This window comes from Rubrivirga sp. S365 (assembly GCF_032248475.1).
Classification (GTDB): Bacteria; Bacteroidota; Rhodothermia; order Rhodothermales; family Rubricoccaceae; genus Rubrivirga; species Rubrivirga litoralis.
On sequence record NZ_JAVTTN010000001.1, the window covers coordinates 1,462,876 to 1,489,839 of the forward strand.

The 26,964-nt window shown below is 73.6% G+C and carries 25 protein-coding genes; 17 read left to right on the forward strand and 8 right to left on the reverse strand.

The genetic code is table 11. The features are described 5' to 3' along the window. Positions 1-53: 53 nt before the first annotated feature. Positions 54-836, reverse strand: coding sequence for an enoyl-CoA hydratase (locus RQM47_RS06390; RefSeq protein WP_314008009.1), 783 nt, complete (start codon positions 834-836; stop codon positions 54-56). Between the two features lie 164 nt (positions 837-1,000). Between RQM47_RS06390 and RQM47_RS06395 the strand changes: the two genes are divergently transcribed. Next, complete coding sequence (locus RQM47_RS06395) at positions 1,001-1,648, forward strand: hypothetical protein (RefSeq protein ID WP_311661966.1); 648 nt, start codon at positions 1,001-1,003, stop codon at positions 1,646-1,648. Between the two features lie 56 nt (positions 1,649-1,704). On the opposite strand, the gene RQM47_RS06400 is transcribed toward RQM47_RS06395, so the two are convergent. Beyond that, positions 1,705-2,352, reverse strand: a complete 648-nt coding sequence (locus RQM47_RS06400) for a response regulator transcription factor (protein ID WP_311661969.1) — start codon at positions 2,350-2,352, stop codon at positions 1,705-1,707. A 246-nt stretch (positions 2,353-2,598) separates the two neighbouring features. On the opposite strand from RQM47_RS06400, the gene RQM47_RS06405 reads away from it, so the two are divergent. Together RQM47_RS06405 and RQM47_RS06410 are read left to right on the forward strand one after the other, a co-directional pair. Then, on the forward strand, positions 2,599-3,699 hold the full coding sequence (locus RQM47_RS06405; RefSeq protein WP_314008012.1) for a vWA domain-containing protein: 1,101 nt from the start codon (positions 2,599-2,601) through the stop codon (positions 3,697-3,699). Positions 3,700-3,718: 19 nt separating this feature from the next. Further along, on the forward strand, positions 3,719-4,378 hold the full coding sequence (locus RQM47_RS06410; protein ID WP_314008015.1) for a Uma2 family endonuclease: 660 nt from the start codon (positions 3,719-3,721) through the stop codon (positions 4,376-4,378). 18 nt (positions 4,379-4,396) lie between these two features. Here RQM47_RS06410 and RQM47_RS06415 read toward each other — a convergent pair whose 3' ends face one another. Next, positions 4,397-4,804 carry a hypothetical protein gene (locus tag RQM47_RS06415; protein WP_314008019.1) on the reverse strand — a complete coding sequence of 136 codons (408 nt, stop codon included), beginning with the start codon at positions 4,802-4,804 and terminating at the stop codon, positions 4,397-4,399. Between the two features lie 44 nt (positions 4,805-4,848). On the opposite strand from RQM47_RS06415, the gene RQM47_RS06420 reads away from it, so the two are divergent. From RQM47_RS06420 to RQM47_RS06430, 3 genes are all read left to right on the forward strand, one after another. Further along, entirely contained in the window at positions 4,849-5,784 is a 936-nt protein-coding gene (locus tag RQM47_RS06420) for an rRNA adenine dimethyltransferase family protein (RefSeq protein WP_314008022.1), read from the forward strand. 48 nt (positions 5,785-5,832) lie between these two features. After that, a complete protein-coding gene (gene mgtE / locus RQM47_RS06425; RefSeq protein ID WP_314008024.1) occupies positions 5,833-7,221 on the forward strand; it encodes a magnesium transporter in 1,389 nt (462 codons plus the stop codon). A gap of 78 nt (positions 7,222-7,299) precedes the next feature. Then, a complete protein-coding gene (locus tag RQM47_RS06430) occupies positions 7,300-7,893 on the forward strand; it encodes a hypothetical protein (protein ID WP_311661980.1) in 594 nt (197 codons plus the stop codon). Positions 7,894-8,113: 220 nt separating this feature from the next. On the opposite strand, the gene RQM47_RS06435 is transcribed toward RQM47_RS06430, so the two are convergent. Together RQM47_RS06435 and RQM47_RS06440 are read right to left on the reverse strand one after the other, a co-directional pair. Next, positions 8,114-8,587 (reverse strand): PaaI family thioesterase, encoded by a 474-nt coding sequence (locus tag RQM47_RS06435; protein WP_311661982.1) that lies wholly within the window; start codon positions 8,585-8,587, stop codon positions 8,114-8,116. A gap of 118 nt (positions 8,588-8,705) precedes the next feature. Then, a complete protein-coding gene (locus tag RQM47_RS06440) occupies positions 8,706-9,125 on the reverse strand; it encodes a CoA-binding protein (protein WP_311661984.1) in 420 nt (139 codons plus the stop codon). Positions 9,126-9,175: 50 nt separating this feature from the next. On the opposite strand from RQM47_RS06440, the gene RQM47_RS06445 reads away from it, so the two are divergent. Together RQM47_RS06445 and RQM47_RS06450 are read left to right on the forward strand one after the other, a co-directional pair. Then, positions 9,176-9,832: a hypothetical protein gene (locus RQM47_RS06445; RefSeq protein ID WP_311661986.1), complete on the forward strand. Its 657-nt coding sequence runs from the start codon at positions 9,176-9,178 to the stop codon at positions 9,830-9,832. An 11-nt stretch (positions 9,833-9,843) separates the two neighbouring features. Beyond that, complete coding sequence (locus RQM47_RS06450) at positions 9,844-10,617, forward strand: phosphatase PAP2 family protein (RefSeq protein ID WP_314008026.1); 774 nt, start codon at positions 9,844-9,846, stop codon at positions 10,615-10,617. Positions 10,618-10,689: 72 nt separating this feature from the next. On the opposite strand, the gene RQM47_RS06455 is transcribed toward RQM47_RS06450, so the two are convergent. Further along, the gene (locus RQM47_RS06455) at positions 10,690-11,127 is read right to left on the reverse strand and encodes an Lrp/AsnC family transcriptional regulator (RefSeq protein ID WP_311661990.1); all 438 of its coding nucleotides are present in this window, start codon (positions 11,125-11,127) and stop codon (positions 10,690-10,692) included. A 131-nt stretch (positions 11,128-11,258) separates the two neighbouring features. On the opposite strand from RQM47_RS06455, the gene hutU reads away from it, so the two are divergent. The 4 genes from hutU (at position 11,259) to RQM47_RS06475 (ending at position 16,997) form a co-directional block, all read left to right on the forward strand. Beyond that, complete coding sequence (gene hutU / locus RQM47_RS06460; RefSeq protein WP_311661992.1) at positions 11,259-12,926, forward strand: urocanate hydratase; 1,668 nt, start codon at positions 11,259-11,261, stop codon at positions 12,924-12,926. A gap of 23 nt (positions 12,927-12,949) precedes the next feature. Next, on the forward strand, positions 12,950-14,539 hold the full coding sequence (gene hutH / locus RQM47_RS06465; protein ID WP_311661994.1) for a histidine ammonia-lyase: 1,590 nt from the start codon (positions 12,950-12,952) through the stop codon (positions 14,537-14,539). Continuing rightward, complete coding sequence (gene hutI / locus RQM47_RS06470) at positions 14,536-15,756, forward strand: imidazolonepropionase (RefSeq protein ID WP_314008029.1); 1,221 nt, start codon at positions 14,536-14,538, stop codon at positions 15,754-15,756. Before hutH ends, hutI begins: the two co-directional genes overlap by 4 nt. A 353-nt stretch (positions 15,757-16,109) precedes the next feature. Continuing rightward, a complete protein-coding gene (locus tag RQM47_RS06475) occupies positions 16,110-16,997 on the forward strand; it encodes a formimidoylglutamase (RefSeq protein ID WP_311661998.1) in 888 nt (295 codons plus the stop codon). Between the two features lie 125 nt (positions 16,998-17,122). Here RQM47_RS06475 and RQM47_RS06480 read toward each other — a convergent pair whose 3' ends face one another. Then, entirely contained in the window at positions 17,123-17,503 is a 381-nt protein-coding gene (locus tag RQM47_RS06480; protein ID WP_311661999.1) for an AMP-binding protein, read from the reverse strand. A 269-nt stretch (positions 17,504-17,772) separates the two neighbouring features. Between RQM47_RS06480 and leuS the strand changes: the two genes are divergently transcribed. From leuS to RQM47_RS06505, 5 genes are all read left to right on the forward strand, one after another. Continuing rightward, complete coding sequence (gene leuS / locus RQM47_RS06485; RefSeq protein WP_311662001.1) at positions 17,773-20,559, forward strand: leucine--tRNA ligase; 2,787 nt, start codon at positions 17,773-17,775, stop codon at positions 20,557-20,559. A gap of 209 nt (positions 20,560-20,768) precedes the next feature. Further along, positions 20,769-21,614, forward strand: coding sequence for an NAD(P)H-binding protein (locus tag RQM47_RS06490; RefSeq protein WP_311662003.1), 846 nt, complete (start codon positions 20,769-20,771; stop codon positions 21,612-21,614). Continuing rightward, complete coding sequence (locus RQM47_RS06495; RefSeq protein ID WP_311662005.1) at positions 21,611-22,333, forward strand: HD domain-containing protein; 723 nt, start codon at positions 21,611-21,613, stop codon at positions 22,331-22,333. The genes RQM47_RS06490 and RQM47_RS06495 overlap by 4 nt, the downstream gene beginning before the upstream one ends. A 75-nt stretch (positions 22,334-22,408) precedes the next feature. Beyond that, positions 22,409-23,746, forward strand: a complete 1,338-nt coding sequence (locus RQM47_RS06500; RefSeq protein WP_311662006.1) for a cation:proton antiporter — start codon at positions 22,409-22,411, stop codon at positions 23,744-23,746. Positions 23,747-24,066: 320 nt separating this feature from the next. Further along, positions 24,067-24,836 (forward strand): IS5 family transposase gene (locus RQM47_RS06505; RefSeq protein ID WP_311662008.1). Its coding sequence is split into 2 segments (ribosomal slippage): positions 24,067-24,378 and positions 24,381-24,836, totalling 768 coding nucleotides; the frame shifts between segments, so codons are not numbered across the junction. A 316-nt stretch (positions 24,837-25,152) separates the two neighbouring features. Here the strand turns inward: RQM47_RS06505 and cls are convergent. Beyond that, positions 25,153-26,640 carry a cardiolipin synthase gene (cls, locus tag RQM47_RS06510; RefSeq protein ID WP_311663987.1) on the reverse strand — a complete coding sequence of 496 codons (1,488 nt, stop codon included), beginning with the start codon at positions 26,638-26,640 and terminating at the stop codon, positions 25,153-25,155. Positions 26,641-26,964 lie beyond the last annotated feature (324 nt).

The window sequence follows — 26,964 nt, forward strand, 5'->3', positions numbered from 1 at the left end:
CTGTCCCCCACCCGGCCTTCCTCCGGTAGGGGGGGGGACATCCAAACAGCCTCTTACTCGAACGCCGAGAAGTCCGGCGCGCGCTTCTCGAAAAAGGCCGTGAACGCCTCGGCAGCCTCGGGCGAGCCCAGGCGCTCGACGAACAGGCGGCCCTCGTGGGCGATCGTCTCGCCGACCTCGTCGGCCGAGGCCCGCCGCAAGAGCGCCTTCGTCTGGCGGAGCGCGGCCGGCGGCTTCTGCGCGAGCGCCTGCGCCCGCTCGACCGCGTGGCCGACCACGTCGCCGCCGACGACGGCGTTGATCAGGCCGATCTCGCGGGCGGTCTCGGCCGTGAACGACTCGCCGAACAGGAGGAGCTCGGCGGCCCGAGCGGGGCCGGCGAGGCGCGGGAGCAGCAGGCTCGACGCCGCCTCGGGCACCAGGCCGAGGTCCACGAACGGCATCTTGAAGACGGCGTCCGCGGCGGCGTAGGCGAGGTCGCAGTGGAGGAGGACCGTCGTCCCGATCCCGATGGCCGGGCCGGCGACGGCGGCCACGAGCGGCTTGGGGAACCCGACGGCGGCCGAGAGGAACCGGAAGACCGGGCTGTCCGGCCCCGTCGGCGGCTCCTCCATAAAGTCGCCCAGGTCGTTGCCGCCCGTGAACACGCCGCCCCGCCCGCTCAGCACGACGACGCGGACGTCGGCGTCGTCGGCGGCCTCGGCGAGCGCGTCGGCGAGGCGGGCGTACATGGCGCGCGTGAGCGCGTTCTTCTTGGCCGGCCGGTCGAGGACGAGGTGGAGGACGCCGTCGCCGGCGGCCTCGACGGCGACGTGGTCGGGGGCGGTCTCGGACATGGGGGCGGGGCGGGCCGGGGAGCAACGGGCGGGGCGGCTCCTCTACCGGGGCGGGGCGCGGCGGGGTCCCGGGCCATACGATCCGCCCCGCCCGGCGGCGTTACCCGGTCCCGCCTCTGGGCGGCCTGTCCAGCACCTCCCTCTCCCCGCCCCCCGGGACCCCTATGCTACGCCGCCTCTCCCTCCTCGCCGCCCTCGTTCTCACGCTCGGCGCCTGCGACTCGAACGACGTCGACGACACCGCGCTGGAGGTGTTCGTGACCGACCTCCGGTTCGACGCCCGGACCTTCGACCCCAGCCCGGACGGCTTGAGGGCCACGTTCTACGGCGGCAACGCGCAGACGTCCGGCGACGCGCTCGGCGACGCGCTCGCGACCGCGGGCGACGGCGATCTCGTCATGCTCTACATCGACGTCGAGCTTGTCTCGCTCACCGGTGGGGCCGAAAACGGGACGTGGGCCGCGCTCCCGCTCACGCGCGGGTTCAACGACATCGTGTTCGGCGACACCAACGACGATGACGTGTCCGACGGCGACATCCTCGCGACGACGCTGCTGGCGAGCTACGAGTACTCGTTCGACAACGGCAACCTCTACTTCGACGTCGTCTCCTCGATCCCCTCGTCGAGGTTCGCCGACCCGAACGCGCTCTTCAACCTGATCCTCCCGCAGCGCGTCGAGGACGGGCCGGACCAGATCGATCTCCGCCTCGTCGTCATCCCCGACGAGCTGTTCTTCACCAACCAGGCCGCCGCGCGCGTCGACCTCCGCGACTACGAGGCCGTCCAGGCCGCGTTCGGGCTCCCCGACTGACCCGCCCCGCCCGTCGGTCCCGCCACCCCGCCCACGCGGTGCCCGGGCGGGGCGGTCTACGCGTCGTTCTGGGACACCCAGAGCGTCGCCCGCTGGACGAACTCGTTCGTCGTCTCGATGCCCAACTTCTGCTTGACGTGGACGCGGTGGGTCTCGACCGTCTTAGGGCTCACCATCATCACGTCGGCCACCTGGACCGTCGTCATGCCGTGGCCGAAGTGGCGGAACACCTCGAGCTCGCGGTCGGTGAGCTCGTCGACGGCCGACGACGCCGGCGCCGACGACGTGAGGTAGCTCCCGACGACCCGGTCGCGCATGGCGTCCGAGAGGTGGAGGTCGCCGTCGAGGACCGAGCGGATGGCGGCGAGCAGCACGCCCGGCGGCTCCTGCTTCATCACGTAGCCCCGCGCGCCGGCGCGGACGGCCCGCTCGGCGTAGACGGTCTCGGCGTGGGCCGAGAGCACGAGGACCGGGAGGTCGGGGTAGACGGCCCGGATCTGCTTGGTGAGCTCGATCCCGTCGGTCCCCGCGATCGTGATGTCGACGACGGCCACGTCCGGCGACGTCCGCTCGATCCCGTCGAGCACGTCGGCGCCCGCGCCCGACTCGCCCACCACGGCGAGGTCGGCGGTCTTGTCCACGAGCGCGCGGAGGCCCTCGCGGGTCACGGGGTGGTCTTCGACGAGGTAGACGCGGCGCTTCATGGGGGGACCGTCTAAGGGGGGAGGTTCACCGACAACTCGGCGGGCGGGGCGGTCGGTGTCCTCGCACGCCCGGTCGGGGCCGTAAAGAATACGGGGCCACGGGAGGCTCCCGGCATGGGGGGACGGCTGGAACCGCCCCGCCCGCTGGCCCCGCTCGCCGGGGGCGGGGCGGACGCCGCAGGCGGGCACGGGCGGAACGGGGCGGCGCGTTCGTCGTGCTGTGCCTCCAACGATTCCTCTACGTCCATGCGGTTCCGCTATTCGGAGTGGGACGACGCGCGCCACGGCAGCCAGCGCTCGACGTTCGACACGCTCCTCGACCTCTTCCAGCAGCTCCTCCTCCACACCGGCGGCGACGCCGACGAGGCGCTCCGGTGGCTCACGGCCATCGACAACGAGTACGGCGTCACCGACGACGAGATGGGGCTCGGAGACTTTATCGACGAGCTGAAAAACCAGGGCTACATCGACCGCGACGAGGAGAGCGGCGTCGTGTCCATCACGGCCAAGGCCGAGCGCGGGCTCCGCGAGCGCTCGCTCGAGGAGATCTTCACGTCGCTCCGCAAGGCGGGGCGGGGCAACCACAAGACGCCGTTCGCCGGCGCGGGCAGTGAGCGCCAGCCCGAGACGCGGCCCTACACGTTCGGCGACGACGTCCACGACCTCGACGTCACCGGCACGCTCTCGAACGCGTTCCGGCGGGGCGGCATCGGCGAGTTCAGCTTGCAGCAGGACGACTTCCAGGTGTTCGAGACCGACCACCACACGTCGGTGGCCACGGTCCTCATGATCGACCTCAGCCACTCGATGGTGCTCTACGGCGAGGACCGGATCACGCCGGCGCGCAAGACGGCGCTGGCGCTCGCCGAGCTCATCACGACCCGCTACCCCAAGGACACGCTCGACATCGTGGCCTTCGGGAACGAGGCGTGGGAGGTCGAGATGAAGGACCTCCCCTACCTCCAGGTCGGCCCCTACCACACGAACACGCGGGCCGGACTGGAGCGCGCGCGCCAGATCCTGCGCCGCCGCAAGAACCGGAACAAGCAGATCTTCATGATCACCGACGGGAAGCCGTCGTGCCACGTCGAGAACGGCCGGATGTACCGGAACGCCTACGGGCTCGACCGCAAGATCATCAACAAGGTCCTGGACGAGGGCGCCATCTGCCGCCGCGAGGGCGTCACGATCACGACGTTCATGATCGCGCGCGACCCGTACCTCCAGGACTTCGTGCGCCAGCTGACCGACGTCAACCACGGGCGGGCCTACTACGCCGGCCTCGACGAGCTCGGCGGGTTCCTGTTCGAGGACTACGTCCGCAACCGGCGGAAGCGGGTCCGCTAACGTGCCGTAGGTTCTAGACATGGCCTTGCCCCGCCCCGCTCCCGCCCCGCCCTCGACCGACGCGCCGGCCGAGATGACGCCGTACGAGCGGTACGTCGCCCTCTTCCCGGACGGGATGAAAGGCGACCTCATCGACGGGAACGCCGTCATCGACATGTCTACGGGCGTCCTCCACGAACGCCTGTTCAAGTTCCTCCTCATCCTCCTGGAGGGCTACGCTGAAGCAAAGGGGCTTGGCGAGGTGCTCGGGTCGCGGACAACGATGCGCGTCGACGACGAGAACGGCTACGAGCCCGACGTCCTCTTTATCCGGGCCGACCGGCTCGGCATCCTGGACGTCAAGGACGCGCGGGCGCCGGTCGACCTTGCCGTCGAGATCGTGTCGCCGTCGTCCGGGCGGCGCGACCGCGAGACGAAGTTCGAGGGCTACGAGCGCGTCGGCGTGCCCGAGTACTGGCTCGTCGACCCGGTCCGCCGCGAGGCCACGTTCTACCGCCTCGACGGCGAGCCGTACCGGCCAGGTGGGGCGTACCGGGCCGCGTGGGCGGGCGGCGTGTTCGAGAGCGGGGCGGTCGAGGGCTTCCGCTTCGACCCGCAGGTCTTGTTTCAGGACCCGCTCCCGAGCGCGTTCGCACTGCTGCGGTCGCTCCTGGAGGCGGAGGAGCCGGGGGCGGAGTAGCCGGAGGCCGGCCGCCGCTCAGTCCCGCCTCGCCCCGCCCGCCGCCGCGTCGGGGGCGCCCTCGACGAGCGCGGGCGTCTCGCGGACGGCCGCGAGCGCCTCCAGGAGCACCCGGACCACGGCGTCGAGCTGGATGCGGAGGTCGGCGACCGCCTCGGCCCCGCGGACGTCGACGTCGACGCTGTCGAGGCGGACGCGGACGCCGGCCTCGATCCGCACCAGGTCGCCGACGTGGGCGTCGAGGTTGAGCCGGGCGTCGAGCGTTTGGGCCGTGACGCTCAGCGAGTCCACGTCGAGCCGCCGCACGTCGAGGCGGACGGCCGCGGGCGGGGCGGCGGCCGAGTCGGCCGGAGCGTCCTGGGCCGCCACCGGCGCGGCGAAAAGGGCGCCGAGAACGACGGCGCGGGCGGGGCGGGGGAACGTCACGGGGTCGGCGGGGCTCTGAGGGCACCCAGTCTACCGCCCCGCCCGTGTCCGTCCGTCCGAAAAAGCGCCTCGGCCAGCACTTCCTGACCGACCCCAACACGGTCCGCCGGATCGCGGACGCCGTCGCCGCCCCGCCCGGCGCGGGCGTCGTCGAGATCGGGCCGGGCGAGGGGGCGCTGACGGGCGTGCTCCTGGAGCGCTACCCGGACCTCGTCGCGCTGGAGGTGGACCCCGAGGCGGTCGCCCACCTCCGCGCCGCCCACCCCGCCCTCGACGTGCGCCAGGGCGACGTGCTGGAGGCAGACTGGGGCGCTCTCGCGAGGCGGGGCGGGGCGGCGGACTCCGAGCCGCCCCGCTCGGTTCATCAACCACCCCTAGCCCCTCCTGTCCAGGAGGGGGACTCTTCCCGGCCCGCCCCGCTCACGTCGGGCGGGGCGGGGCGGTCCGAGACGCATTCCCCCGTCCCCCATCCCCCGTCCCTCGTCCCCGCGCCGCCGGCGCTCTACGTCGTCGGCAACCTCCCGTACTACATCACCTCGCCCATCCTGTTTGCTCTCCTCGACGCCCGGGAGCACGTGGCGCGGGCGGTCGTGATGGTGCAGAAGGAGGTGGCCGACCGGCTGGCCGCCCCGCCCGGGTCGAAGACGTACGGGACGCTCTCGGTGTACTTCGGGCTCTACGCCGAGACGCGCACGCTCTTCACCGTCTCCCGCCACTGCTTCCGGCCCAAACCGGCCGTGGAGAGCGCCGTCGTCGCCCTGGACTTTGGGGCGGCCGAGCGGCCGGACGTAGCTTTCCCGGCGCTCCAGCGGGTCGTCCGCGCCGCGTTCGGCCAGCGGCGGAAGATGCTCCGCAACAGCCTCGGGACGGTCGCCGAGGCCGCCGGCGTGGCCGTGCCCGAGTGGGCCGCCACGCTCCGCCCTGAGGCCGTCTCGCCGGCCGACTTTGTCCGCCTCGCCCGCCACTTCGACGCCGCCTAGCGCCCGCCCCGCCTGGGGCTCGGGCGGGGCGGCCTGCCCACCCCGCCCGTGACCGACGCCCCCCCCGCGCTCGACCCCGCCCCGCCCGGCGGTCCGGTCGTCGACGACGAGGTGGTCGGCAACGTGGAGGCGCTCGTCGAGGGCGGCGAGCGGGGCATGGTCGTCAACCTCGTCGCCGACCTCCGGGCGGCCGACCAGGCGACGCTGCTCCGGCACCTCCCGCTGGGCGCCGCCCGCGAGGTGTTCGCGTGGATGCCCGGCGAGGCCCGGAGCCTCGTGCTCCCCGAGCTCGAGGGCGCCGAGCGGGGCGGGCTCCTCGACGGCCTCTCGACGGACGCGCTCGTCGCCCTCATCGACCCGCTCGACACCGACGACCAGGCTGACGTGCTGGCCGACATCGAGCTGGACCAGGTCGAAAAGGTGCTCGTCCTGCTCGAAGACGCGCTCGACGTCGAGGCCCTGCTGAGCTACGGCGACGACACGGCCGGCGGGCTCATGGGGACCGAGTTCGTCGCCGTCCCGGCGTCGGCGACCGTCGCCGAGGCGACCGAGGCCGTCCGCGAGAAGGCGGCCACGGTCGACCCCGTGTTCGTGGTCTACGCGCTCGACGGGGCGGGGCGGCTGGTGGGCGTGGTCCCGCTCAAGCGCCTGCTCCTGGCCCGCGCCGACGCGCTCGTGGCCGACGTGGCCGAGCCGGACCCGATCGCGGTCGAGCCCGACCTCGACCAGGAGGAGGTCGCCCGCGTCATGGAGCGGTACGACCTCGTCGCGCTCCCGGTCGTCTCGGCCGGCGGCCGCCTCGTCGGGCGGATCACGGTCGACGACGTGCTCGACGTGGTCCGCGAGGAGGCCGAGGAGGACATCCAGCGGGCGGTCGGGATCACGGGCGAGGAGGAGCTGTCGTCGTCCGTCTTCGCGGTCAGCCGGGGGCGGCTCGTGTGGCTGCTGCTCGGGCTCTGCGGGGCCTACGTGTCGGGCCTCGTCATCGTGGGGTTCGAGGAGGCGCTGCAGGTGGCCCCGGTGCTCGCGCTCTTTATCCCCATCGTGATGGCGATGGCGGGCAACGCGGGCATCCAGTCGTCGGCGATCGCGGTGCAGGGGCTGGCGTCCGGCGACCTGTGGTCGAGCGACCTGGCGCGTCGGCTGGGGAAGGAGCTGGCCGTAGCGCTCCTGAACGGGGTCGTCCTGGCTCTCGCGCTCGCGCTCATCGTCGTTGTGTCGGGGTTCGGCGAGGACCCCGCCCGGCTCGCGCTCACGTCCGGGCTCGCGCTCCTCGTCGTCATCGTGCTCTCGACGCTCATCGGCGCGACGGTCCCGCTGGGCCTGAGCCGCGTCGGGATCGACCCGGCGCTCGCGATGGGGCCGTTCATCACGGTCTCCAACGACATCCTCGGCCTGACCATCTTCTTCGCCGTCGCGACGCTCCTGTACCTGTAGGTACGGGGTACTCGGTACCGGGTACGTAGCACGTGGAGGGTCAGCAGCCGTACCTCGTACCCCGAACCACCCCGCCCTATGTCTACGATCACCGTCGCCCGTGTCGGGGGCCGCATCGCAATCGCGGCCGACGCGCTCACCACGTTCGACGAGACGCGGCTGCCGCCCGAGATGGACGCGGCCGGCGAGAAGATCGTCCGCGTCGAGACGCCGGGCGGGGAGGCGTACGTGGGCATCGTCGGCTACACGGCCCACGTCCTCGTGATCCAGGACGCGCTGGAGCGGATGGAGGACGCCGACCTGGGGAGCCGGCGCGGCCTCTTCGAGACGTTCCGCGCGCTCCACCCGGTCCTCAAGGAGGACTACTACCTGCTCCCGGACTCGGGCCAGGAGGGCGACCCGTACGAGTCGACGCAGGTGTCGCTCGTGGTCGCCGCGCCGACGGGGATCTTCGGGGTCTACGACATGCGCGAGGTCCACGAGTTCTCGCGGTTCTGGGCCATGGGCTCGGGCGCGCCCTACGCGCTCGGCGCTATGTACGCGCGGTGGCCGGAGGCCGAGCGGGGCGGGGTGGAGGCCGGCGCGCTCGCGGCGCTGGGCGTCGAGGCGGGGTGCCTGTTCGACCGCTCCTCCGCCCCGCCCGTGCAGACGGTCGTGATGGACGCGGCGTAGGGGCGGGGCGGGAACGGTGCGAGGCCACCCCGCCCTCGCGCCACGCGGGCGCGGATCCGCGGCCCTGTGCCCCGTTCGGGGACACCACGCATGGTGTCCCTACGGCGCGGTCCCTGCGGTGCGATGGTCAAGACAACGTGCCGGCGCGGCGGGCGGGGCGGGAAATGCCGGTGCGCGCCACCCCGCCCCGCGCCACTCCGCCACGCGGGCGGGGCGGTCCTCAGCCTCGGCGCACGATCGTGTTCGTGAGCCGCCCGACGGCGATCTCGGTCCCGTCCGGCGCCGTGACCGTGGCGTCGAACACGAGCTGCCGCCCCGCCCGCGAGACGAGCCGGGCCTCGACCTCGACGTACTCCGTCCCGGGCGCGGCCGGGGCGAGGTAGGTCATCGACAGCTGGGCCGTCACGCTGGGCGGGGCGACGAGGTAGCTCAGCGGGCCGACCACGTTGTCGACGGCCGCGGCCACGATCCCGCCCTGCATCACGCCCATCGGGTTCTGGTAGCGCTCCAGGACCGGGAACCGCGTCCGCATCGACGCGCCGACGCCGTCGCGCTCGGCGTCGCCGGGGCGGTAGTCGCGGACCTCGGCCTCCATGTCCTCGAAGACGGGCGGGGGCACCTTCAGGCCGGCCGCCCCGCCCCCCTTCATGGCGTCGAGGAGCTTCTGCGTGTCGATGGCGGGGGGGACGGACATGAAGGAGGGAGGAGGAGGGGTAGAGGGATGGGCAGAGCGGGCGGGCCGGGGGGGCGGGTTGGGATGGAGCGGGGGATGACGAGTCTGCTCATCCCTCCATTCCCTATTCCTCTATCCCTCACACCAACGCCGCGTGGTCGACCATCAGGCAGCGGTTGGCGACGTAGGGGAGGCCGGCCTCGGCGGCGAGCCGCTCGGCCTCGGCGGAGTGGACGCCGAGCTGGGTCCAGATGAGGGGCGTCTGGCCGGTCCGTTCCATGCGGCTCGACGCGTCGCGGACGACGTCGGCGGTGAACTCGGACCGGCGGAACACGTCGACGATGTCGACCACGACGTCGTCGGGGATCGAGGCGAGGTCGGGGTAGGCCGTCTCGCCCAGGATCTCGTCGTGGTTCGGGTTGACGGGCACCATCTGGTAGCCGGCGCGCTGGATGTACTGGGCAATCCGGTGGCTGGTCTGGAACCCGCGCGGCGAGCAGCCGACGACGGCGATCGTGCGGGCGGAGCGGAGGGCGTCGGCGAGGTCGGGCGAACTCAAAGCGTACGTGGTGGCGTAAGGGGGGCGTGTCCAACCCGCCCACCCCGCCCGTGGATTCCGCGCCCCGCCCCGGCAGTCTGCGCCCGGCCCTCGCGCCCGAGGCGCCCGCCGTGCTGGAGACGGCCGCCCCGCCCGGCGGCGAGGGCGGGGCGGCGCTGGAGGCCGCGTCGCCCGGCGCGCTCGCGCGGCTGGGCCGGATCGTCCCCGGCGTCGGCGCGCTCGTGCGGTTCGCGTACCGGACGGCGGCGGCGAGCGCCGTGGCCGCGGCCGTCATCTGGCTCGCCCTTTTCGAGGGCGCGCTGCGGTCCGGCGCTGTGGGCGGGGTGGCCGTCATTGTGGCCCTCCTCCTGCTGGTCCCCGCCGCCGCCGCCGCGCTCGCAGGGTGGACGCTGGCCGACCTCGCCTCGCTGCCGGGCCAGCTCCGCGACGCGGCGCTCGCGGCGACCGGCCGCGCCGACGCCGCGCAACCCGCCGAGGCGCGTCCCCGCCGGGCGGGGCGGAGCCGGCTCCTCCGCGTGGGTCGCGCGCTGTGGGCGGCGCGCGGGCTCGCGCTCACGTCGAAGGGAGCGTGGGTCCGAATTGTCGGGGCCGCCCGCTTTCTCCGCCTCGCCAGCCTCCCGTTCGCGCTCGCGCTCGTCGGCCTGTTCGCGCTGAACGGGCTCGTGATCCTGGGCGGGGCGGTCGCCCTCGTCGTCCTCCTGTTTTGACCCGCCGCCCCGTGACCGACCGCCCCGCCCCGGCCGCCATCGCCCGCTTTCTCCGCCGCCGCCTGGAGCGGGGCGTGCCGTACGGGCTCAGCGCCACGCTCGCGTTCGTGGCCGTCGCCCTGCTCCTGTGGGGGTTCGTCGAGGTCGTCGACGCCGTCTCCGAAGGCGACGACCTCGCGCGGCTCGACGCCCGCGCCCACGAGGTCGTCTTCAACGCGCTCGGGGCCGATCCGCAACTGGGCGTCGCCGTGACGTGGTTCGGCAACAACCTCACGCTCATCACCTTCGTCGTGGTGGCGACGCTCGCGCTCGTCGCCGCGAAGCGGTACTGGTCCGCCTTCCGCGTCGCGTTCGCGAGCGGGGGCGGCGGGCTCGTGGTGCTCGGGCTGAAGGGGCTGTTCCACCGCGCGCGCCCGGTCGACCAGGTGATCCCGGCCGAGGGCTACAGCTTCCCCAGCGGCCACGCCTTCGCGTCGACCGTGTTCTACGGGATGCTCGTCTACCTCGTCTGGCGGCTGACCGAGAAGGCGTGGGCGCGCGCGCTCGCCGCCGTCGTTGGCCCGCTCCTCATCATCTCCGTGGGCCTCTCGCGCGTCTACCTCAACGTCCACTTTCTGACCGACGTCGTGGCGGGGTGGCTCTCGGGCGCCGCGTGGCTGGTCGCGAGCCTCCTCATCGTGGACCTCGTCGAGACCCGGTTCCGCGGCGGGAACGGGCGGAGGGCGCAGCCGGGCGACGCCGGACCGCAGCGCCACCCCGCCCGAACGGCATCCCGAACGGCGTAGAGAGAAAAGCGGGCGGGGCGGGCGCAGGAGGCGCGGCACAGGCGCGGCACCGCCCCGCCCGTGGCTGGGGCGCTACGAGTTGGGCGCCACCGGCCGGCGCGGGACCGGCACCGAGAGCACGAGCTGCGTCACCGGCTCGCCAAAGGGGAGCAGGCGGTCGATGAGCGCCTCCAGCGCTTCGGTCGACGCGACGGCGACCACCATGACGAGCGAGCTGCTCCCGGTCGTCCGGTAGCACTGGAGCACGTCGTCGAGCTGCTGGATCTGCTCGACGCTCCGCTGGAAGCGGGCGCGGTCGACCTGCATGTGGAGGATGGCCTGGACCGGGCGCCCGAGCCGCGCGGGGTCGACGGCGGCGTGGTAGCCGGTGACGACGCCGGACGCCTCCAGGCGGCGGAGGCGCTCGGCGACCGCGGGCGGGGAGAGCCCGACGCGCCGGCCGAGCTCGGCGTAGCTCAGGCGGGCGTCGGCCTGGACTTCGCGGAGCAGGCGGTGGTCGAGCGTGTCCATATCCAAAGCGAACGTAGGGCGGGGCGGTCGCCATCGGATCGAAGGCGAGACGGGCACAGTACCATCGGTCGGCCCTTGGGCGCGAGGGCGGGGCGGTCCTAGCCTGTAGGCGCCACCCCGCCCCGCCCTCGATGACGACCGCCCCGCCCATTCGCGCCCCGCGCGGCACCGACCTCTCCTGCCAGGGCTGGCACCAGGAGGCCGCGCTGCGCATGCTGATGAACAACCTGGACCCCGAGGTCGCCGAGCGGCCCGAGGACCTCGTCGTCTACGGCGGGTCGGGCAAGGCCGCGCGCGACTGGCCCTCGTTCCACCGGATCGTCGAGACGCTCCGGCGGCTGAAGGACGACGAGACGCTCTTGGTGCAGAGCGGGAAGCCGGTCGGCGTGTTCCGCACGCACGACGAGGCCCCGCGCGTGCTCATCGCCAACAGCTGGCTCGTCCCGCGCTGGGCGACGTGGGACCGCTTCCGCGAGCACGAGGCGGCGGGCCTGACCATGTACGGCCAGATGACGGCCGGGAGCTGGATCTACATCGGCACGCAGGGCATCCTCCAGGGGACGTACGAGACGTTCGCGGCGTGCGCGCGCCGCCACTTCGGGGGCGACCTGAGCGGCCGGCTCGTCGTCACGGCCGGGCTGGGCGGGATGGGCGGGGCGCAGCCGCTCGCGGCGACCATGAACGGCGCGGCCTTTCTCGGCGTCGACGTGGACGAGAGCCGCATCCGCCGCCGCGTCGAGACCGGCTACTGCGACCGGCTCGCGCACAGCCTCGACGAGGCGCTGGACGCCGTCGAGGGCGCCCGCGAGCGGGGCGAGGCGCTCTCGGTTGGGCTCGTCGGCAACGCGGCCGACGTCCTGCCCGAGCTGGTCCGCCGCGGCGTAGCGGTCGACGTGGTGACGGACCAGACGAGCGCGCACGACCTCCGCGTGGGCTACCTGCCGGCGGGCGTCTCGCTGGGTGAGGCCGACGCGTTCCGCGAAGCCGACCCGGCGGCCTACGAGGAGGCCGTCCTCGACAGCATGGAAACGCACGTCGACGCGCTCCTGGCGCTCCAGCGGGCGGGCGCGGTCGCGTTCGACTACGGCAACAACCTGCGCGGGCAGGTGGCCGACCGGCGCGGGCGGACCGAGGCGTTCGAGATCCCGGGGTTCGTGCCCGAGTACATCCGCCCGCTGTTCTGCCGCGGCTCCGGCCCGTTCCGCTGGGCCGCGCTCTCGGGCAACCCCGCCGACATCGCGGCGACCGATGCGGCGCTCCTCGACCTGTTCCCCGAGAAAGAACACCTGCACCGCTGGATCCGGCTGGCGCAGGAGAAGGTGCAGTTCCAGGGGCTCCCGGCGCGGATCTGCTGGCTCGAATACGGCGAGCGGGCCGAGGCGGGTGAGCGGTTCAACTGGCTCGTCGAAACGGGCCGCGTGAGCGCGCCGCTCGTGGTCGGGCGCGACCACCTCGACACGGGCAGCGTGGCCTCCCCGAACCGCGAGACCGAGGGGATGCTCGATGGCTCCGACGCGATTGGCGACTGGCCGCTCTTGAACGCCATGCTCAACACGGCCTGCGGCGCGTCGTGGGTGAGCCTCCACCACGGCGGCGGCGTGGGCATCGGGTACTCGATGCACAGCGGCATGGTGTGCGTCGCCGACGGGACCGAGTCCGGCGGGCGCCGGCTGGAGCGCGTGCTCACGGCCGACCCCGGCACCGGCGTCATGCGCCACGCCGACGCCGGCTACGACGTCGCCCTCGACACGGCGCGCGAGCGGGGCGTCGACCTCCCCTCGGCGGGGGACCCGCAGTGATGGGCGGGGTGGTCGAACTCGACATGCCGGCGCTGCGCCTCGACACGCTCGACGCCGACCTCGCGGCGTCGCTCGCGGCGCTCGCCGACGACCTGGCCCGGCCGGACGGCCGCGTCGCCCAGAGCCGCGCGCTCGTCGAAGCCGCGCTCGCCGACGGCCGCGCGCACTACGGCCTCAACACGGGCTTCGGCGCGCTCAAGTCAGAGCGGATCGGCCCCGACGACGTCGCGCAGCTCCAAGTCAACCTGCTGCGGTCGCACGCCTGCGGCGTCGGCGATCCCACCCCGCCCGCGCTTACGCGGCGGATGCTGGCGCTCAAGGCGCACGCGCTCGGGCGGGGCTTCTCGGGCGTCAGTCCGGCCGTTGTGACCGGCCTGCTGGCGCTGCTCGACGCCGACCTCGTGCCGGTCGTGCCGCAGCAGGGGAGCCTGGGCGCCTCGGGCGACCTCGCCCCGCTCGCACACCTCACGCTCCCGCTGATCGGCGAGGGCTCGGTGTGGGACGACGGCCGCCCCGCCCCCGCCGCCGACGCGCTCCGCCAGGCGGGCCTGGAGCCCGTCGCGCTGGGCGCCAAGGACGGGCTGGCGCTCATCAACGGGACCCAGTTTATGCTCGCCTACGCCGTCGAGGTCGCGCAGCGCGCGCGCCGGCTGGCGACGACGGCCGACGTGGTCGCCGCGATGACGCTGGAGGCCCGGCTGGGCTCAGCGCGGCCGTTCGACGCGCGCGTGGCCGCGCTCCGCCCGCACCCGGGCCACGCGCAGTCCGCCGAGGCCGTGCGCCGCCTGCTCGACGGGTCGGAGATCGGCCCGAGCCACGCCGCCTGCGGCCGCGTGCAGGACCCGTACTCGGTCCGCTGCGTGCCGCAGGTCCACGGCGCCAGCCGCGACGCGCTCGCGTTCGCGGCCGGCGTGGTCGAGCGCGAGCTGAACAGCGTCACCGACAACCCGCTCGTGTTTGCTGCACAATCTCCTGCGGAGGTTGCTTCGCAGTCTCCTTCGGAGGTCGCCGCCCCGCCCCCGGCAGAGGGCGGGGCGGGCGGGGCGGCCGACGTGGTCTCGGCGGGCAACTTCCACGGGCAGCCGCTCGCAATCGCCCTCGACACGGCGGCGATCGCCGTCGCCGAGTGGGCCTCGATCTCGGAGCGCCGGACGTACCTCCTGGTCGACGGCGGCGACGGGCTCCCGCCGTTCCTCGTCGAGCGCTCGGGCCTCCAGTCCGGGTTCATGATCCCGCAGTACGCCGCGGCCGCGCTCGTGAGCGAGAACAAGACGCTGTGCCACCCGGCCTCGGTCGACTCGATCCCGTCGTCGCGCGGGCAGGAGGACCACGTCTCGATGGGCGCGTGGGGCGCGCGTAAGGCGCTCCGCGTGGTCGAGAACGCCGAGCGCGTCCTGGCCGTCGAGGCGCTGTGCGCGGCGCAGGCGCTCGCGTTTCGGCGCCCGCTCCGGGCGGGGCGGGGCGTCGAGGCGGCCCACGCCGTGCTCCGCGAGCGCGTGGCGCAGCGGACCGACGACGTCGCCTTCGAGGCCGACTTCGAGGCGGCCACGGACCTCGTCCGCTCCGGCGCCCTCGTCGCCGCGGCCGAAACCCAAACAGGGCCGCTCCCATGACCGCGCTCACCGACATCGGCCAGCTGGCGACGTGCCCGCCCGACGACCCGGGCGCCGGGCTCGTCGACCGCGCAGCCCTCGTGTGGGACGAGGGCGTCGTGGTGTGGGCCGGTCCCGAGGCCGACCTCCCCGCCCGCTTTGCGGATGCCGAGCGCCTGTCAGCCCACGGCGGGCTCGTGGTGCCGGGGCTCGTGGACTGCCACACGCACCTCGTCCACGCGGGCGACCGCTCGGGCGAGTTCGTCGAGCGCATCGAGGGGACGCCCTACCTGGAGATCGCCGGGCGGGGCGGCGGCATCTTGTCGACCGTCCGGGCCACGCGCGCGGCGTCCGACGCCGACCTGGAGGCGTCGGGGCGGGAGCGTCTGGACGCCATGCTCCGCCAGGGCGTGACGACGGTCGAGGCCAAGAGCGGCTACGGGCTGACCGTCGCCGACGAGATGCGCACGCTGCGCGTCCACCGGCGGCTGGCGGATGCGGGGCCGCAGCGGATCGTGTCGACGCTGCTCGCCGCGCACGCCGTCCCCCCCGAGTATGCCGACGACCGGGCCGGCTACGTCCGCCTAGTCGTGGACGAGATGATCCCGAAGGCCGCAGCCGACGGGCTGGCGGCGTTCGTGGACGTGTTCGTGGAGCAGGGCGCGTTCACCGGCTCCGAGGCCCGGACGATCTTCGCGGCCGCGGCCGCACACGGTTTGGGCGCCAAGCTCCACGCCGATCAGCTCAGCGACACGGGCGGGGCGGCGCTCTCGGCGAGCGTGGGCGCGGCGTCGGCGGACCACCTCGAGTACGTGTCCGACGCGGGCGGGGCGGCGCTCGCCGCGGCCGGCGTGGTCGCCGTGAGCCTTCCGATCGCGACGCTCGTGCTGGGGCAGGAGCCACTGCCCGCGCGGCGCCTCCTCGACGCCGGCGTGCGCGTCGCCGTGGCGACCGACTTCAACCCGGGCTCGGCGCCGAGCGCGAGCCTCCCGCTCGCGATGTGGCTCGCCTGCACGCGCCAGCGGATGACGCCGGCCGAGGCCCTCCGCGGCGCGACCGTCGAGGCCGCCCGCGCGCTCCGCCTGGACGGCGTCGGCACGCTCGTGCCGGGCGGGGTGGCCGACGTCGCCGTGTTCGAGGCGCCCTCACTGGACGCGTGGCTCGCGGGCTGGCGCGCCGAGCCGGCGGCCCGCGCCGTGGCCGCGGGCGAGACGGTGTGGATGAGGGATGAGGGATGAGGGATGAGGGATGAGGGATGAGGGATGAGGGATGAGGGATGAGGGGTGCGGGCGGGGTGGCGCTCGTTTTGTTCCGCCCTGCCCTGTGGGGCCGGCGAGCAGCGAGCGGGGCGATCGTTGGCGCCGTTGAGGCCTAAAGAGGGCGGCGGCAGTCCCTCTCCTGGTCACCGCGCAGCGTCGGCGCAGCCAGGAGGGGCTAGGGGTGGTTGTGACGAGGGCGGGGCGGTTTGGGCAGGCGCCGCCCCGCCCGGTGCCGCCCCGCCCCGCCCCGCCCCGCCCCGCCCCGCCCCGCCCCGCCCCGCCCCCGGCGTGGGCGGGGTGGTGCATCTTCTGCCCGCTGCCCGCCCTTCACCATGTCCGACCCCCGCCTTGGCGACTGGCTCCGCGACGCCCCGCTCGCCACTGACACACGCGTCGCCCTCGTCGGCTTCCCGTCCGACGAGGGCGTCCGCCGCAACGGCGGGCGGCCCGGAGCCGCGCAGGCGCCCGCCGAGATCCGCGCGGCGCTGGCGCGGATGACGCCCGACGCCCGACGCCCCGCCCCATTCGTCGGCCTGCTCGAGCGCACGGCCGACGTGGGCGACGTCGAAGTGACGGGCGACCTAGAGGCCGACCAGGCCCGGCTGGGCGAGCGCGTCGGCGGGCTCCTCGCGCGCGGCGTCGTGCCCATCGTGCTCGGCGGCGGCCACGAGACGGCGTACGGCCACTTTCTTGGCTACGTGCGGGCGGGGCGGCCCGTGCGGGCGCTCAACTGGGACGCCCACGCCGACGTCCGCCCCCCGGCGGATGGTCGGGGGCACTCGGGCTCGCCGTTCCGCCAGCTGCTCGACCACGACTCGGGCCTGTGCCGCGGGTATACGGTCGCGGGCTTGCTCCCGTGGCGCGTCGCCGCCGACCACGCGGCGATTGCCGAGGCGTCGGGCGGGGTGGTGTGGGCGGACGACCTGACGGCCGAGCGCGCCGACGCCCTCGTCGCGTCCCTCGACGGGCCGACGCTGGCCTCGTTCGACCTCGACGCCGTCGACGCCGCGCGGGGCGTCAGCGCGCCGGGCGTGGGTGGGCTCTCCACCGCCGTGTGGCTCCGGGCGGCTGAGGTGTGTGGGCGGAGCGCACACGTCCAGTCGGTCGACGTCGTCGAGCTGAATCCGGCCCACGACACGGACGGGCGGACGGTGGTGCTGGCCGCGCTCACCGTCTGGCACGTCCTCCGCGGCCTCGCCGCGCGGACACCTCCGGCCTGACGCCGCCCCGCCCGCGCGGCACGGCCCCGTGGGACCGGAGGCGCTCCGGCCGACCGCCCCGCCCGCCGGCCGCGCGCGTCGAAGCGCTCCTCCGCCCCGCCCGAGCGCCAGAGGGCGGGGCGGTCCTACCCGCGGAGCTCGGCCTCGAAGTCCTCTTCCCAGAACTCGTTCGGGCGGCGGCCCTCGCCCGTCTCCGCCTCCCACAGCTCGACGCGGTTGGGGAGCATGAGGAGCACGCGGTCGCCCCGCCCGACGCCCTGGCGGCGGAGGAACGTGTCCGAGCGGTCCGACAGCTCCCCGAACGAGAGCCGGGCCGCGGTCCCCTCATCGCCCTCGATCCAAAGTGCCGGGGCGTCCGCATGCTCCGCGGCCCAGGCGTCGAACCCGTCGAGCGCCCAGTTGAAGCGGTCGAGCGTGGGCCACGTGAACCGCTCGCGGGCCGCGGCGAGGTCGGTGCGGGTGTCGAGGAGCGTGTCGCGGGCGTCACGGAAGGCCTGGGCAGACATGGCGGGGTGGGGCGGGGCGGAAGGAACAGGCCGTGTAAATTGACCAACCGGCCCTTCGGGTCCGACCGGCCTCGGAATTCGGGGCCGCCCCGCCCCGTGAACAGGGGGCGGGGTGGAGAGCGCTCGGCCGCCCCGCCCGCTCCGGCAGACGCCGCGCGCGGTGCCCCCGCCCCGCCCGCGCGCCCTGGCGGGGCGGGGCGGTCCCGGGACCCCCGCCGAGGCGCCGCCGTAGCTTCGGCCGCCCCGCCCCCGAGACCCACGACACGAGCATGGCCGGATACCCCCACGACGAGATCGAGCGCAAGTGGCAGGCCTACTGGCGCGACCACGAGACCTTCCGCCAGCCCGGCCCCGGCGACGCCGGCTTCGACGCGAGCAAGCCCGGGTTCTACGCGCTCGACATGTTCCCCTACCCGTCGGGCGCCGGCCTCCACGTGGGCCACCCCGAGGGCTACACGGCGACCGACATCGTCGCCCGCACCAAGCGGATGCAGGGGTTCAACGTGCTCCACCCGATGGGCTGGGACGCCTTCGGCCTGCCGGCCGAGCAGTACGCCATCGAGACGGGGACGCACCCGCGCGAGACGACCGAGCGCAACGTCGGCACGTTTCGGCGCCAGCTCCAGCGGCTCGGGTTCTCCTACGACTGGAGCCGCGAGATCAACACGACGGATCCGGACTACGTGCGGTGGACGCAGTGGATCTTCCTCACGCTCTACGAGCGCGGGCTGGCCTACGAGTCGGTCGCCCCAGTCAACTGGTGCCCGGCGCTCGGGGCCGTGCTCTCGAACGAGGAGGTCGTCAACGGGCGGAGCGAGATCGGCGGGCACCCGGTCGTCCAGCGCCCGATGCGGCAGTGGATGCTGAAGATCACGGACTACGCCGACCGCCTGCTCGACGGGCTGGACGGGCTCGACTGGCCCGAGTCCGTCAAGGCCATGCAGCGGAACTGGATCGGGCGGAGCGAGGGCGCCGAGGTCGACTTCCGCGTGTTCGGCCACGACGAGCTCACGCTCCGCGTGTTCACGACCCGGCCGGACACGCTCTTCGGGGCGACCTACATGGTCCTCGCCCCGGAGCACCCCTACGTGGCCGAGATCGCGACTGAGGACCAGGTGTTCGCCGTCCGCGACTACGTCGAGGCGACGGCGCGCAAGACGGAGCGGGACCGAATCGAGTCGAAGGCGAAGACGGGCGTGTTCACGGGCGCGCACGCGACAAACCCTGTCAACGGCCAGAAAATCCCCATCTGGATTGCCGACTACGTCCTATCGACGTATGGGACCGGCGCCATCATGGCCGTCCCCGCCCACGACGCGCGCGACCTCGAGTTCGCCGTCGCGCATGGGCTCCCGGTCCGCACGGTCGTCAAGCCGCCGGCCTCGTGGATCGAGGCGCACGCGCCCGCCGACGTGTCGACGGACGACGAGACCGAGCTCTACGCGGCCTACCTCGACCGCACGCGCGACTGGACCGACGCCTACACCGGCGACGGCCGCCACCTCCATTCCGACGCCTCGGGCGGGGCGGTCGCCGACATCGCCGACCGCGGCACGTCGCTGGACGGGCTCGAGACGCCGGCCGCCACGGACGCCGTGCTCGCGTGGCTCGACGACAACGGCGTGGGCCGGCGCCGCACCGAGTACAAGCTCCGCGACTGGCTCTTTAGCCGGCAACGCTACTGGGGCGAGCCGATCCCGGTCCTCCACGTCGAGAACGAGGACGGCCGCGTCGAGCCGCACGCGTTGGGCAAGGACATGCTCCCGGTCACGCTCCCCGAGGTCGACCGCTACACCCCGACGGGGACCGGCGAGAGCCCGCTCGCGGGCATCGAGGAGTGGGTCGAGGTGACGGACCCCGCGACCGGCCGCCCCGCCCGGCGCGAGACGAACACGATGCCGCAGTGGGCCGGCTCGTGCTGGTACTACCTCCGCTTTATCGACCCCGACAACGACCGGGCGCCCGTCGATCCCGAAAAGGAGCGGTACTGGATGCCGGTCGACCTCTACGTGGGCGGGGCGGAGCACGCCGTCCTGCACCTGCTCTACGCCCGCTTCTGGCACAAGGTGCTCTACGACGCCGGCGTTGTCAGCACCGACGAGCCGTTCCAGAAGCTGGTCAACCAGGGCATGATCCTGGGCGGCGTAGAGCACACGGCGTTCCGCCGCCTCGACGAGTCGGGCGACGCCTACGGCTGGGTCTCGGCGGAGCACGCCGCGCCGACGGACGACGACGAGATCGCGTGGCAGGACGCCCGCGACGGCTCCAGCCTCGTGGCGGTCACGGTCAGCGACGACGAGGTCGAAAAGGGCGGAGAAGGCTTCGTGCTCCGGGAGTACCCGGACGTCCGCGTGCAGTCGCGGGCGCACAAGATGTCGAAGAGCCGCGGCAACGTGGTCAACCCGGACGACATCGTGGCCGAGTACGGGGCCGACTCGCTCCGGCTGTACGAGATGTTTATGGGTCCGCTGGAGCAGACGAAGCCGTGGAATACGCGCTCGGTCGACGGCGTCCACCGCTTTCTCGCGCGGGCCTACCGCCTCGTCCTCGACCGCGAGGGCGGGGTGGCGGTCTCGGACGCCGATCCGACGCGCGAGCAGCTCCGCGTGCTCCATGCCACCATCCAGAAGGTGACGGACGACGTCGACGGCCTCCGCTTCAACACGGCCATCGCGGCCATGATGGAGTTCGTGAACGCGGCGACCAAGTGGGAGCACGTGCCCCGGAGCGTGGTCGAGCCGTTCGTGCTCCTGCTCGCCCCGTTCGCCCCGCACCTCGCTGAAGAGCTGTGGCAGCGGTTGGGCCATGACGAGTCGCTGGCCTACGCGCCGTGGCCCGAGTACGACCCAGCGCTCCTCCAGGCCGACACCGTCGAGATCGCGGTCCAGGTCAACGGCAAGCTCCGCGGGACCGTGACCGTGGACGCTGGCGCTGACCAGTCCGCGATGCTCGCCGCGGCGCGTGAGGAGGAGAACGTCGCCCGCTACCTCTCCGAAGGCACGGTCCGCAAGGAGATCGCCGTGCCGGGCCGGCTCGTCAACTTTGTCGTGGCGTAGCCGCCCCGCCCGCTGGACGCCCGCCCCGCCCGCAACCGCCCCGCCCGTGGGGGAACGCGGGGGGCGGGGCGGCGCCGATCCCCGGCAACGGCCGCGCGGGCGGGGCGGAGAGAACCCGCCCGCCCCGCCCCGAGTCTAGGCCACCCCGCCTGGGACCGAGGGCGGGGTGGTCCTGAGTTTCCAGCCGCCCCGCCCGGGGTCCCGTCGTCATGAAAACCGTCGTCACCGGCGCCACCGGAACCGTAGGCAGCGCCGTGCTCCGCCGCCTCCTCCAAGACGGCCACGAGGCCGTCGCCGCCGTTCGCCACGCGGGCGACCGCGATCTCCCGGACGGCGCCGCGTCCGTCGCGTTCGATGTCACAAAGCCCGAGACGTACGGGCCGGCGTTTGAGGGGGCGGACAACGTATTCCTCATGCTCCCGCCGGGCAAAGGCGCGAACATGAACGGCGTGATCGACGCGGCCCAGGCCGCCGGCGTGCGCCGCATCGCGTTCCTGTCCGTCCTGGGCGCCGAGAGCAACCCGGTCCTCCCGCACCGGAGCATCGAGAAGCACCTGGAGGCGTCGTCGATGGAGACCGCGCTGCTCCGGGCCAGCTACTTTATGCAGAACCTCTCCGACGTCCACGCCGCCGACGTCCGCGACGGCGAGATCGTGGTGCCGGCGGGGGCGGGGCGGACGTCGTTCGTAGACGCCCGCGACGTGGGCGACGCGGCGGCCGTCTGGCTGACGGACGCCGACCGGACGCCGGCGGCGGGCGCCGTCGCCTACGACCTGACGGGGCCGGAGTCGCTGGACTACTTCGACGTGGCCGCCGTGCTCTCTGACGTCCTCGGCCGCCGCGTCGTTTACACACGGCCGGGCCTCGTCCAGTTCTACCGCCACGAGCGCGCCCGTGGCGCCGAACCTGGCTACGCCGCCGTCATGATGGGACTGTACACGTCCGCCCGCCTCGGCTTCGCCGGCCGCCTCGCCGACGGCGTCCAGCGGCTGCTCGGGCGCCCGCCCCGCTCGCTCCGCGAGTTTGCTGAAGACTACCGCGAGGCGTGGGCGTGACCGCCCCGCCCCCAGACGGCAACCTCGACGCTCGGGCGGGGCGGTGGGCCGCGCTCTGCGAGCCATTCCTGCGGGAGCACGTCGCCGGCGACGCCGCCCACGACCTCGCCCACGTCCGCCGCGTCGTCGCGTGGGCGGGGCGGATCGGGCGCGACGAAGGGGCGGACCTCGACGTGGTGCTCCCGGCGGCGTGGCTCCACGACTGCGTCGTGCTCCCGAAGGACCACCCCGCCCGCGCGCAGGCGTCGCGGCGGGCGGCCGAGCGGGCGGCGGCGTGGCTCCGGGAGCACGGCGAGCCCGAGGCGCGCGTCGCCGCGGTCGCCCACGCCATCGAGGCCCACAGCTTTTCGGCCGGCGTCGAGCCGCGGACGCTGGAGGCGCGCGTGGTCCAGGACGCCGACCGACTCGACGCGCTCGGTGCGATCGGCGTGGCCCGGTGCTACGCGACGGCCGGGGCGCTGGGCGCGGCGCTCACGCACCCGACCGATCCCGTGCCGACGTGGGCCGACCCGGACGCCGCCCCGCCAGATGCCGCCCCGCCCGAGCCGCCCCGCCCGCTCGACGACCGACGCTACGCGACGGACCACGTCTACGCAAAGCTGCTCCGCCTACCGTCCACGATGCGCACGCGGGCGGGGCGGGCCGAGGCCGAGCGCCGAGCGGCGTTCCTCCGCGCCTTCCTGGCGCAGCTCGCGTCCGAAGCCGGGGGCGCTTCCTGAGCGGGCGGGGCGGGGGACCCTCAGGCGGGGCGCGGCGTCGGAGGGCGCCCTCTTTTCTTTTGCCTCCCGCCGCCTGTGCCCTTTTCGCTCTGGTTCGTCGTTGCTGGTCTGCTCCTCACCCTCATGGCGCTGGGGGGCACGACGCTCAAGCGGCTCCCGCTCTCGACGGCGCAGCTCTACCTCTTGGTCGGGCTGGGAATCGGGCCGCTCGGGATCGGGCTCCTCGTGATCGACCCTATCGAGCAGGCGAAGCCGCTGGAGATCCTCTCCGAGATCGCCGTCATCCTGTCGCTCTTTGCGGCCGGGCTCAAGCTCCGCACGCCGCTCACGGACCGCCGCTGGCGGCTCCCGCTCCGCCTCGCGACGATCTCGATGACGCTGACGGTCTTCGGGATCGCCGCGCTCGGCGTGTGGGGGCTGGGGCTGCCGATCGGCGCGGCCGTCCTGCTCGGCGCCGTCCTCGCCCCGACCGACCCCGTCCTCGCGTCCGACGTCCAGATCGAGGACCCCGACGACACCGACCGCCTCCGGTTCTCGCTCACCGGCGAGGCCGGGTTCAACGACGGCGCCGCGTTCCCCTTCGTCATGCTCGGGCTGGGGCTCCTGGGCCTCCACGAGCTGGGCGAGTTTGGGTGGAAGTGGGTGGCGGTCGACGTGCTGTGGGCCATCTTCGGGGGGATCGCGCTGGGCGCTGTCCTAGGCCTCGGCGTCGGGCGCCTCGTCGTGTACCTGCGCAAGACGCACAAGGAGGCGATCGGGACCGACGACTTCCTCGCGCTCGGGCTCGTCGCGCTGGCCTACGGGGTGGCCCTCCTCATCAGCACCTACGCCTTCCTCGCAGTCTTCGCCGCCGGCCTCGCGCTCCGCTACGAGGAGCGCCGCGAGACGGGCGACGAGGCGGCCGAGGACGTCGAGGCGATGGCGAAGAACGGGGAGGAGGAGGAGGTCGCCGTCGACGAGCACGTGGCCCCGGCCTTTATGGCGTCAGCCATCCTCGGGTTCGCCGAGCAGCTGGAGCGGATCGGGGCGGTCGCGCTCGTGGTCCTGGTGGGCGCGCTGCTGCACCTGGCCGAGTGGTCGTTCGACGCGCTGTGGTTCGTGCCCGTCGTGTTCCTCGTCGTCCGCCCGGCGGCCGTGGCCGTAGGCCTCGCGTTCTCGTCCACGTCGGACCTCCAGCGCGAGCTCGTCGCGTGGTTCGGGGTCCGCGGGATCGGGTCGGTCTACTACCTCATGTTCGCCGAGACGCACGGGCTCTACGACGGCTTCTCGGAGCGCCTGCTGGGCCTCGTCCTCGTCACAATCGCGGCCAGCGTCGTCGTCCACGGCCTCTCGGTCACGCCCGTCATGGCGTGGTACAGCCGCCGCGCCGGCTCCGAGGAGCGGAAGGCGCAAGTGGCCGGCGACGAGGCGTAGGGCGGGGAAAGTGGAAAGTGGAAAGTGGAAAGTGGAAAGTGGAAAGTGGAAAGTGGAAAGTGGAAAGTGGAAAGTGGAAAGTGGAAAGTGGAAAGTCGCGTGGGCGGGGTGGTGCCCGATTTGTTCCGCCCCGCCCCCGTGGGACCGGAGCGGGCAGCGGGCGGCGAGCAGCGGGCAAATGGGGGCGGGGCGGTCGTGGCAGGCACGCCGCCGTCTCGAGGCGGCGGCAGTCCCCCTCCTGGCCAGGAGGGGCTAGGCAACGTTGACATTTGAGTTGGGCGGGTCGGTGCCGATAGCAGCCTCCCCTTCTTGCTGCTACCATGCCTCGCCATACGCTCTCCGACGCGCAGTTCAACCGCATCCGGCACCTGCTCCCTGGTAAGCCCGGCGACCGAGGCCGCACCGCGACGAACAACAAGCTCTTCCTCGAGGCCGTGCTCTTCGTCGCCAGCAACGGCGGGCGGTGGCGCGACCTGCCCGAACGCTTCGGCAAGTGGAACTCCGTCTTCGTACGCTTCAACCGCTGGAGCAAACGCGGCGTCTGGCAGCGCCTCTTCGAGAGCGTCCAGGACCCGGACCTGGAATGGCTCATGGTCGACTCCACGATCCTGCGCGTGCACCAGGACGCTGCGAGGCGGCCAAAAAGGGGGGGCCCAGCGAGCTGGCCAACCACCGCGAAGGCTTCGGGCACAGCCGCGGCGGGTTGACCACGAAGCTTCACGTGGCCTGCGACGCGCTCTGCAACCCGGTGCGCTTCGCGCTCACCGGCGGGCAGGCCCCCGACGGCCACGAGATGCTGCCGCTGATCGCGGGGCTCGATGCGGGGGCCGTGCTCGCCGACGCGGCCTACGACTCGGACGCGCACCGGGCGGCGCTGTCGGCGGGGGGCATCGGTGCGGTGATCAAGCCGAACGGTGCGCGGTCGGCGAAGCCGCCGTTCGACCGCGAGGTCTACCGCGAGCGCAACCAGGTCGAGCGCTTGATCGGTCGACTGAAGCGCTACCGGCGGATCGGTACGCGCTACGAGCAGACGGCGCGCAACGACCTCTCGGTCGTCCACGCGGTCTCGACGCTCATCCTGCTCGCCTAATGTCAACGTCGCCTAGGGGTGGTGGAGGATGCGGGCGGGGCGGTCTGGCCTTGGCCGCCCCGCCCAGAGGCCGTTGGCCAACACCGTTGCATATGACACCGCCCCGCCCCCGGGCGACTGACGGTCGCCCCTACGACCTCTCGCGTTGCGGGCGGGGCGGGTCTTCATCGACGGACCAGGCCGGCGCGGGGCAACCCCGAACCCCGAACCCCGAACCCCGAACCCCGAACCCCGAACCCCGAACCCCGAACCCCGAACCCCGAACCCCGAACCCCGAACCCCGAACCCCGAACCCCGAACCCCGAACCCCGAACCCCTACAGCACCGGCGCGAGGAGGCGCGTGGCATTCGCCGCGAACCGGAACGGGAACGACTTGTCCTCCAGGTCCTCGTACGAGATCTCCGTCGCCCGACCCAGGTCGCGCACGAGCATGGACTCCACGTCGTCGCAGAAGCCCTCGTCGCGGACGACGGCCGTGACCTCGAAGTTGAGCCGGAACGAGCGGTTGTCGAAGTTGGCCGTGCCGATGGCCGCGAAGTCGCGGTCGACGAGGGCCACCTTCTGGTGCATGAACCCGTCCTCGTAGAGGAACGTCCGGACGCCGGCCCGCGCCACCTCGTCGAGGTAGGCGTAGGGGACGTACTTGAAGAGGAGGCTGTCCGACGTGCGCGGCATGAGCACGCGGACGTCGACGCCGCGCAGCGCCGCCAGCTGGAGCGCCCCCAGCACGCGGCCGTCGGGGACGAAGTACGGCGTGGCGATCCAGATCCGCTCCTCAGCGCTCTCGATGGCGTGGGCGTAGAGGAGCCCGCACGTTTCGAGGTCGTCGGCCGGGCCGGAGGCGAGGACCAGCCCGCACTCGTCGCCGTCGGGGGCCGCCGCGGGCTCCCAGACCAGCCCGTCGAGCTGCTCGCGGGACCCGTAGAACCAGTCGCGCGCGAACGAGAGCTGGAGGCCCTGGACCATCGGCCCCTCGACGTCCAGGTGCGTGTCGCGCCAGGGGCCGATGTCGGGGTCGCGGCCCAGGTACTCGTCGCCCACGTTGAGCCCGCCCACGTAGGCCCGGCGCCCGTCGACGACCACGATCTTGCGGTGGTTGCGGAAGTTGAGCCGCAGCTTCTTCAGCCAGTTCCGCGGCCCGGTAAACCGGCAGACCTCGACGCCGGCCTCGCTCAGCTCACGCTTGTAGCGCCGGGGCAGCTTCCAACTCCCGACCGAGTCGTAGAGGAAGCGGACCTCGACGCCCCGCTGCGCCGCCGCGATCAGCCGCTCCTTGAACGCCGTCCCGATCCGGTCGTCGTGGACGATGTAGAACTGGGCGAGCACGTAGCGCTCGGCCGCGTCGATGCCGGCAAAGATGGCCTCGAACGTCTCGTCGCCGTCGACCAGCAGGCGGACCCGGTTGCCGCTCGTGAACGGGGTGGTCGAGAGGGCGCCGAACGCGCGCATCTCGCCGGCCTCGCGGGCGTCCTCCGCCCCGCCCTCGCCGGCGTCCTCGCCGGGCTCGACGAGGAACGGGGCGAGTGGCCCGTGGCGGGCGCCCTCGACGCCCTCCCGGACCCGGACGTTGAAGTCCTGGAGAGCCTCGACGTAGTCCTCGAACTTGCTCCGCCCGAACACGAGGTACAGCGGGAGCGCCACGAGCGGGAGCGTGGCGAGCGCGAACACCCAGGCCGTCGCGCCCTGCGGCGTCCGCGTGTTCATGACCGCGTCGATGACCGCGAGGAAGCCGAGGCCGTAGACGACAAGGCCGATGCCGACGGCCCAGACGCCGTCGAGCCCAAACAGGGTAAAGGAATCCATGCCCCAATATCGCCCGCCCCGCCGCGCGCAGGGGCGGGGAGGAGAGGGGTCAGGACACCACCCCGCCCCGACCGTGGGCGGGGCGGGGTGGCGTGTAGGACGAGCGGCCCCAGCCCCGGCTTGGCCGCCCCGCCCGCACCGTCTCTTCGCGCGCTCGTCGCCCGGACCGCGCACGGCGGGCGGGGCGGGGCCGTAGCCTGTGCACGTTGGGACCATACGTGACCGGCGGCCCGGAAGGGCGCGGCCGGACGGAGCCAGGCGACGATCAGAGGTGCCCGCGCAGCCCGCCCCGAGAGGGCGGGGCGGGCGGAATCGGAGCGTGGA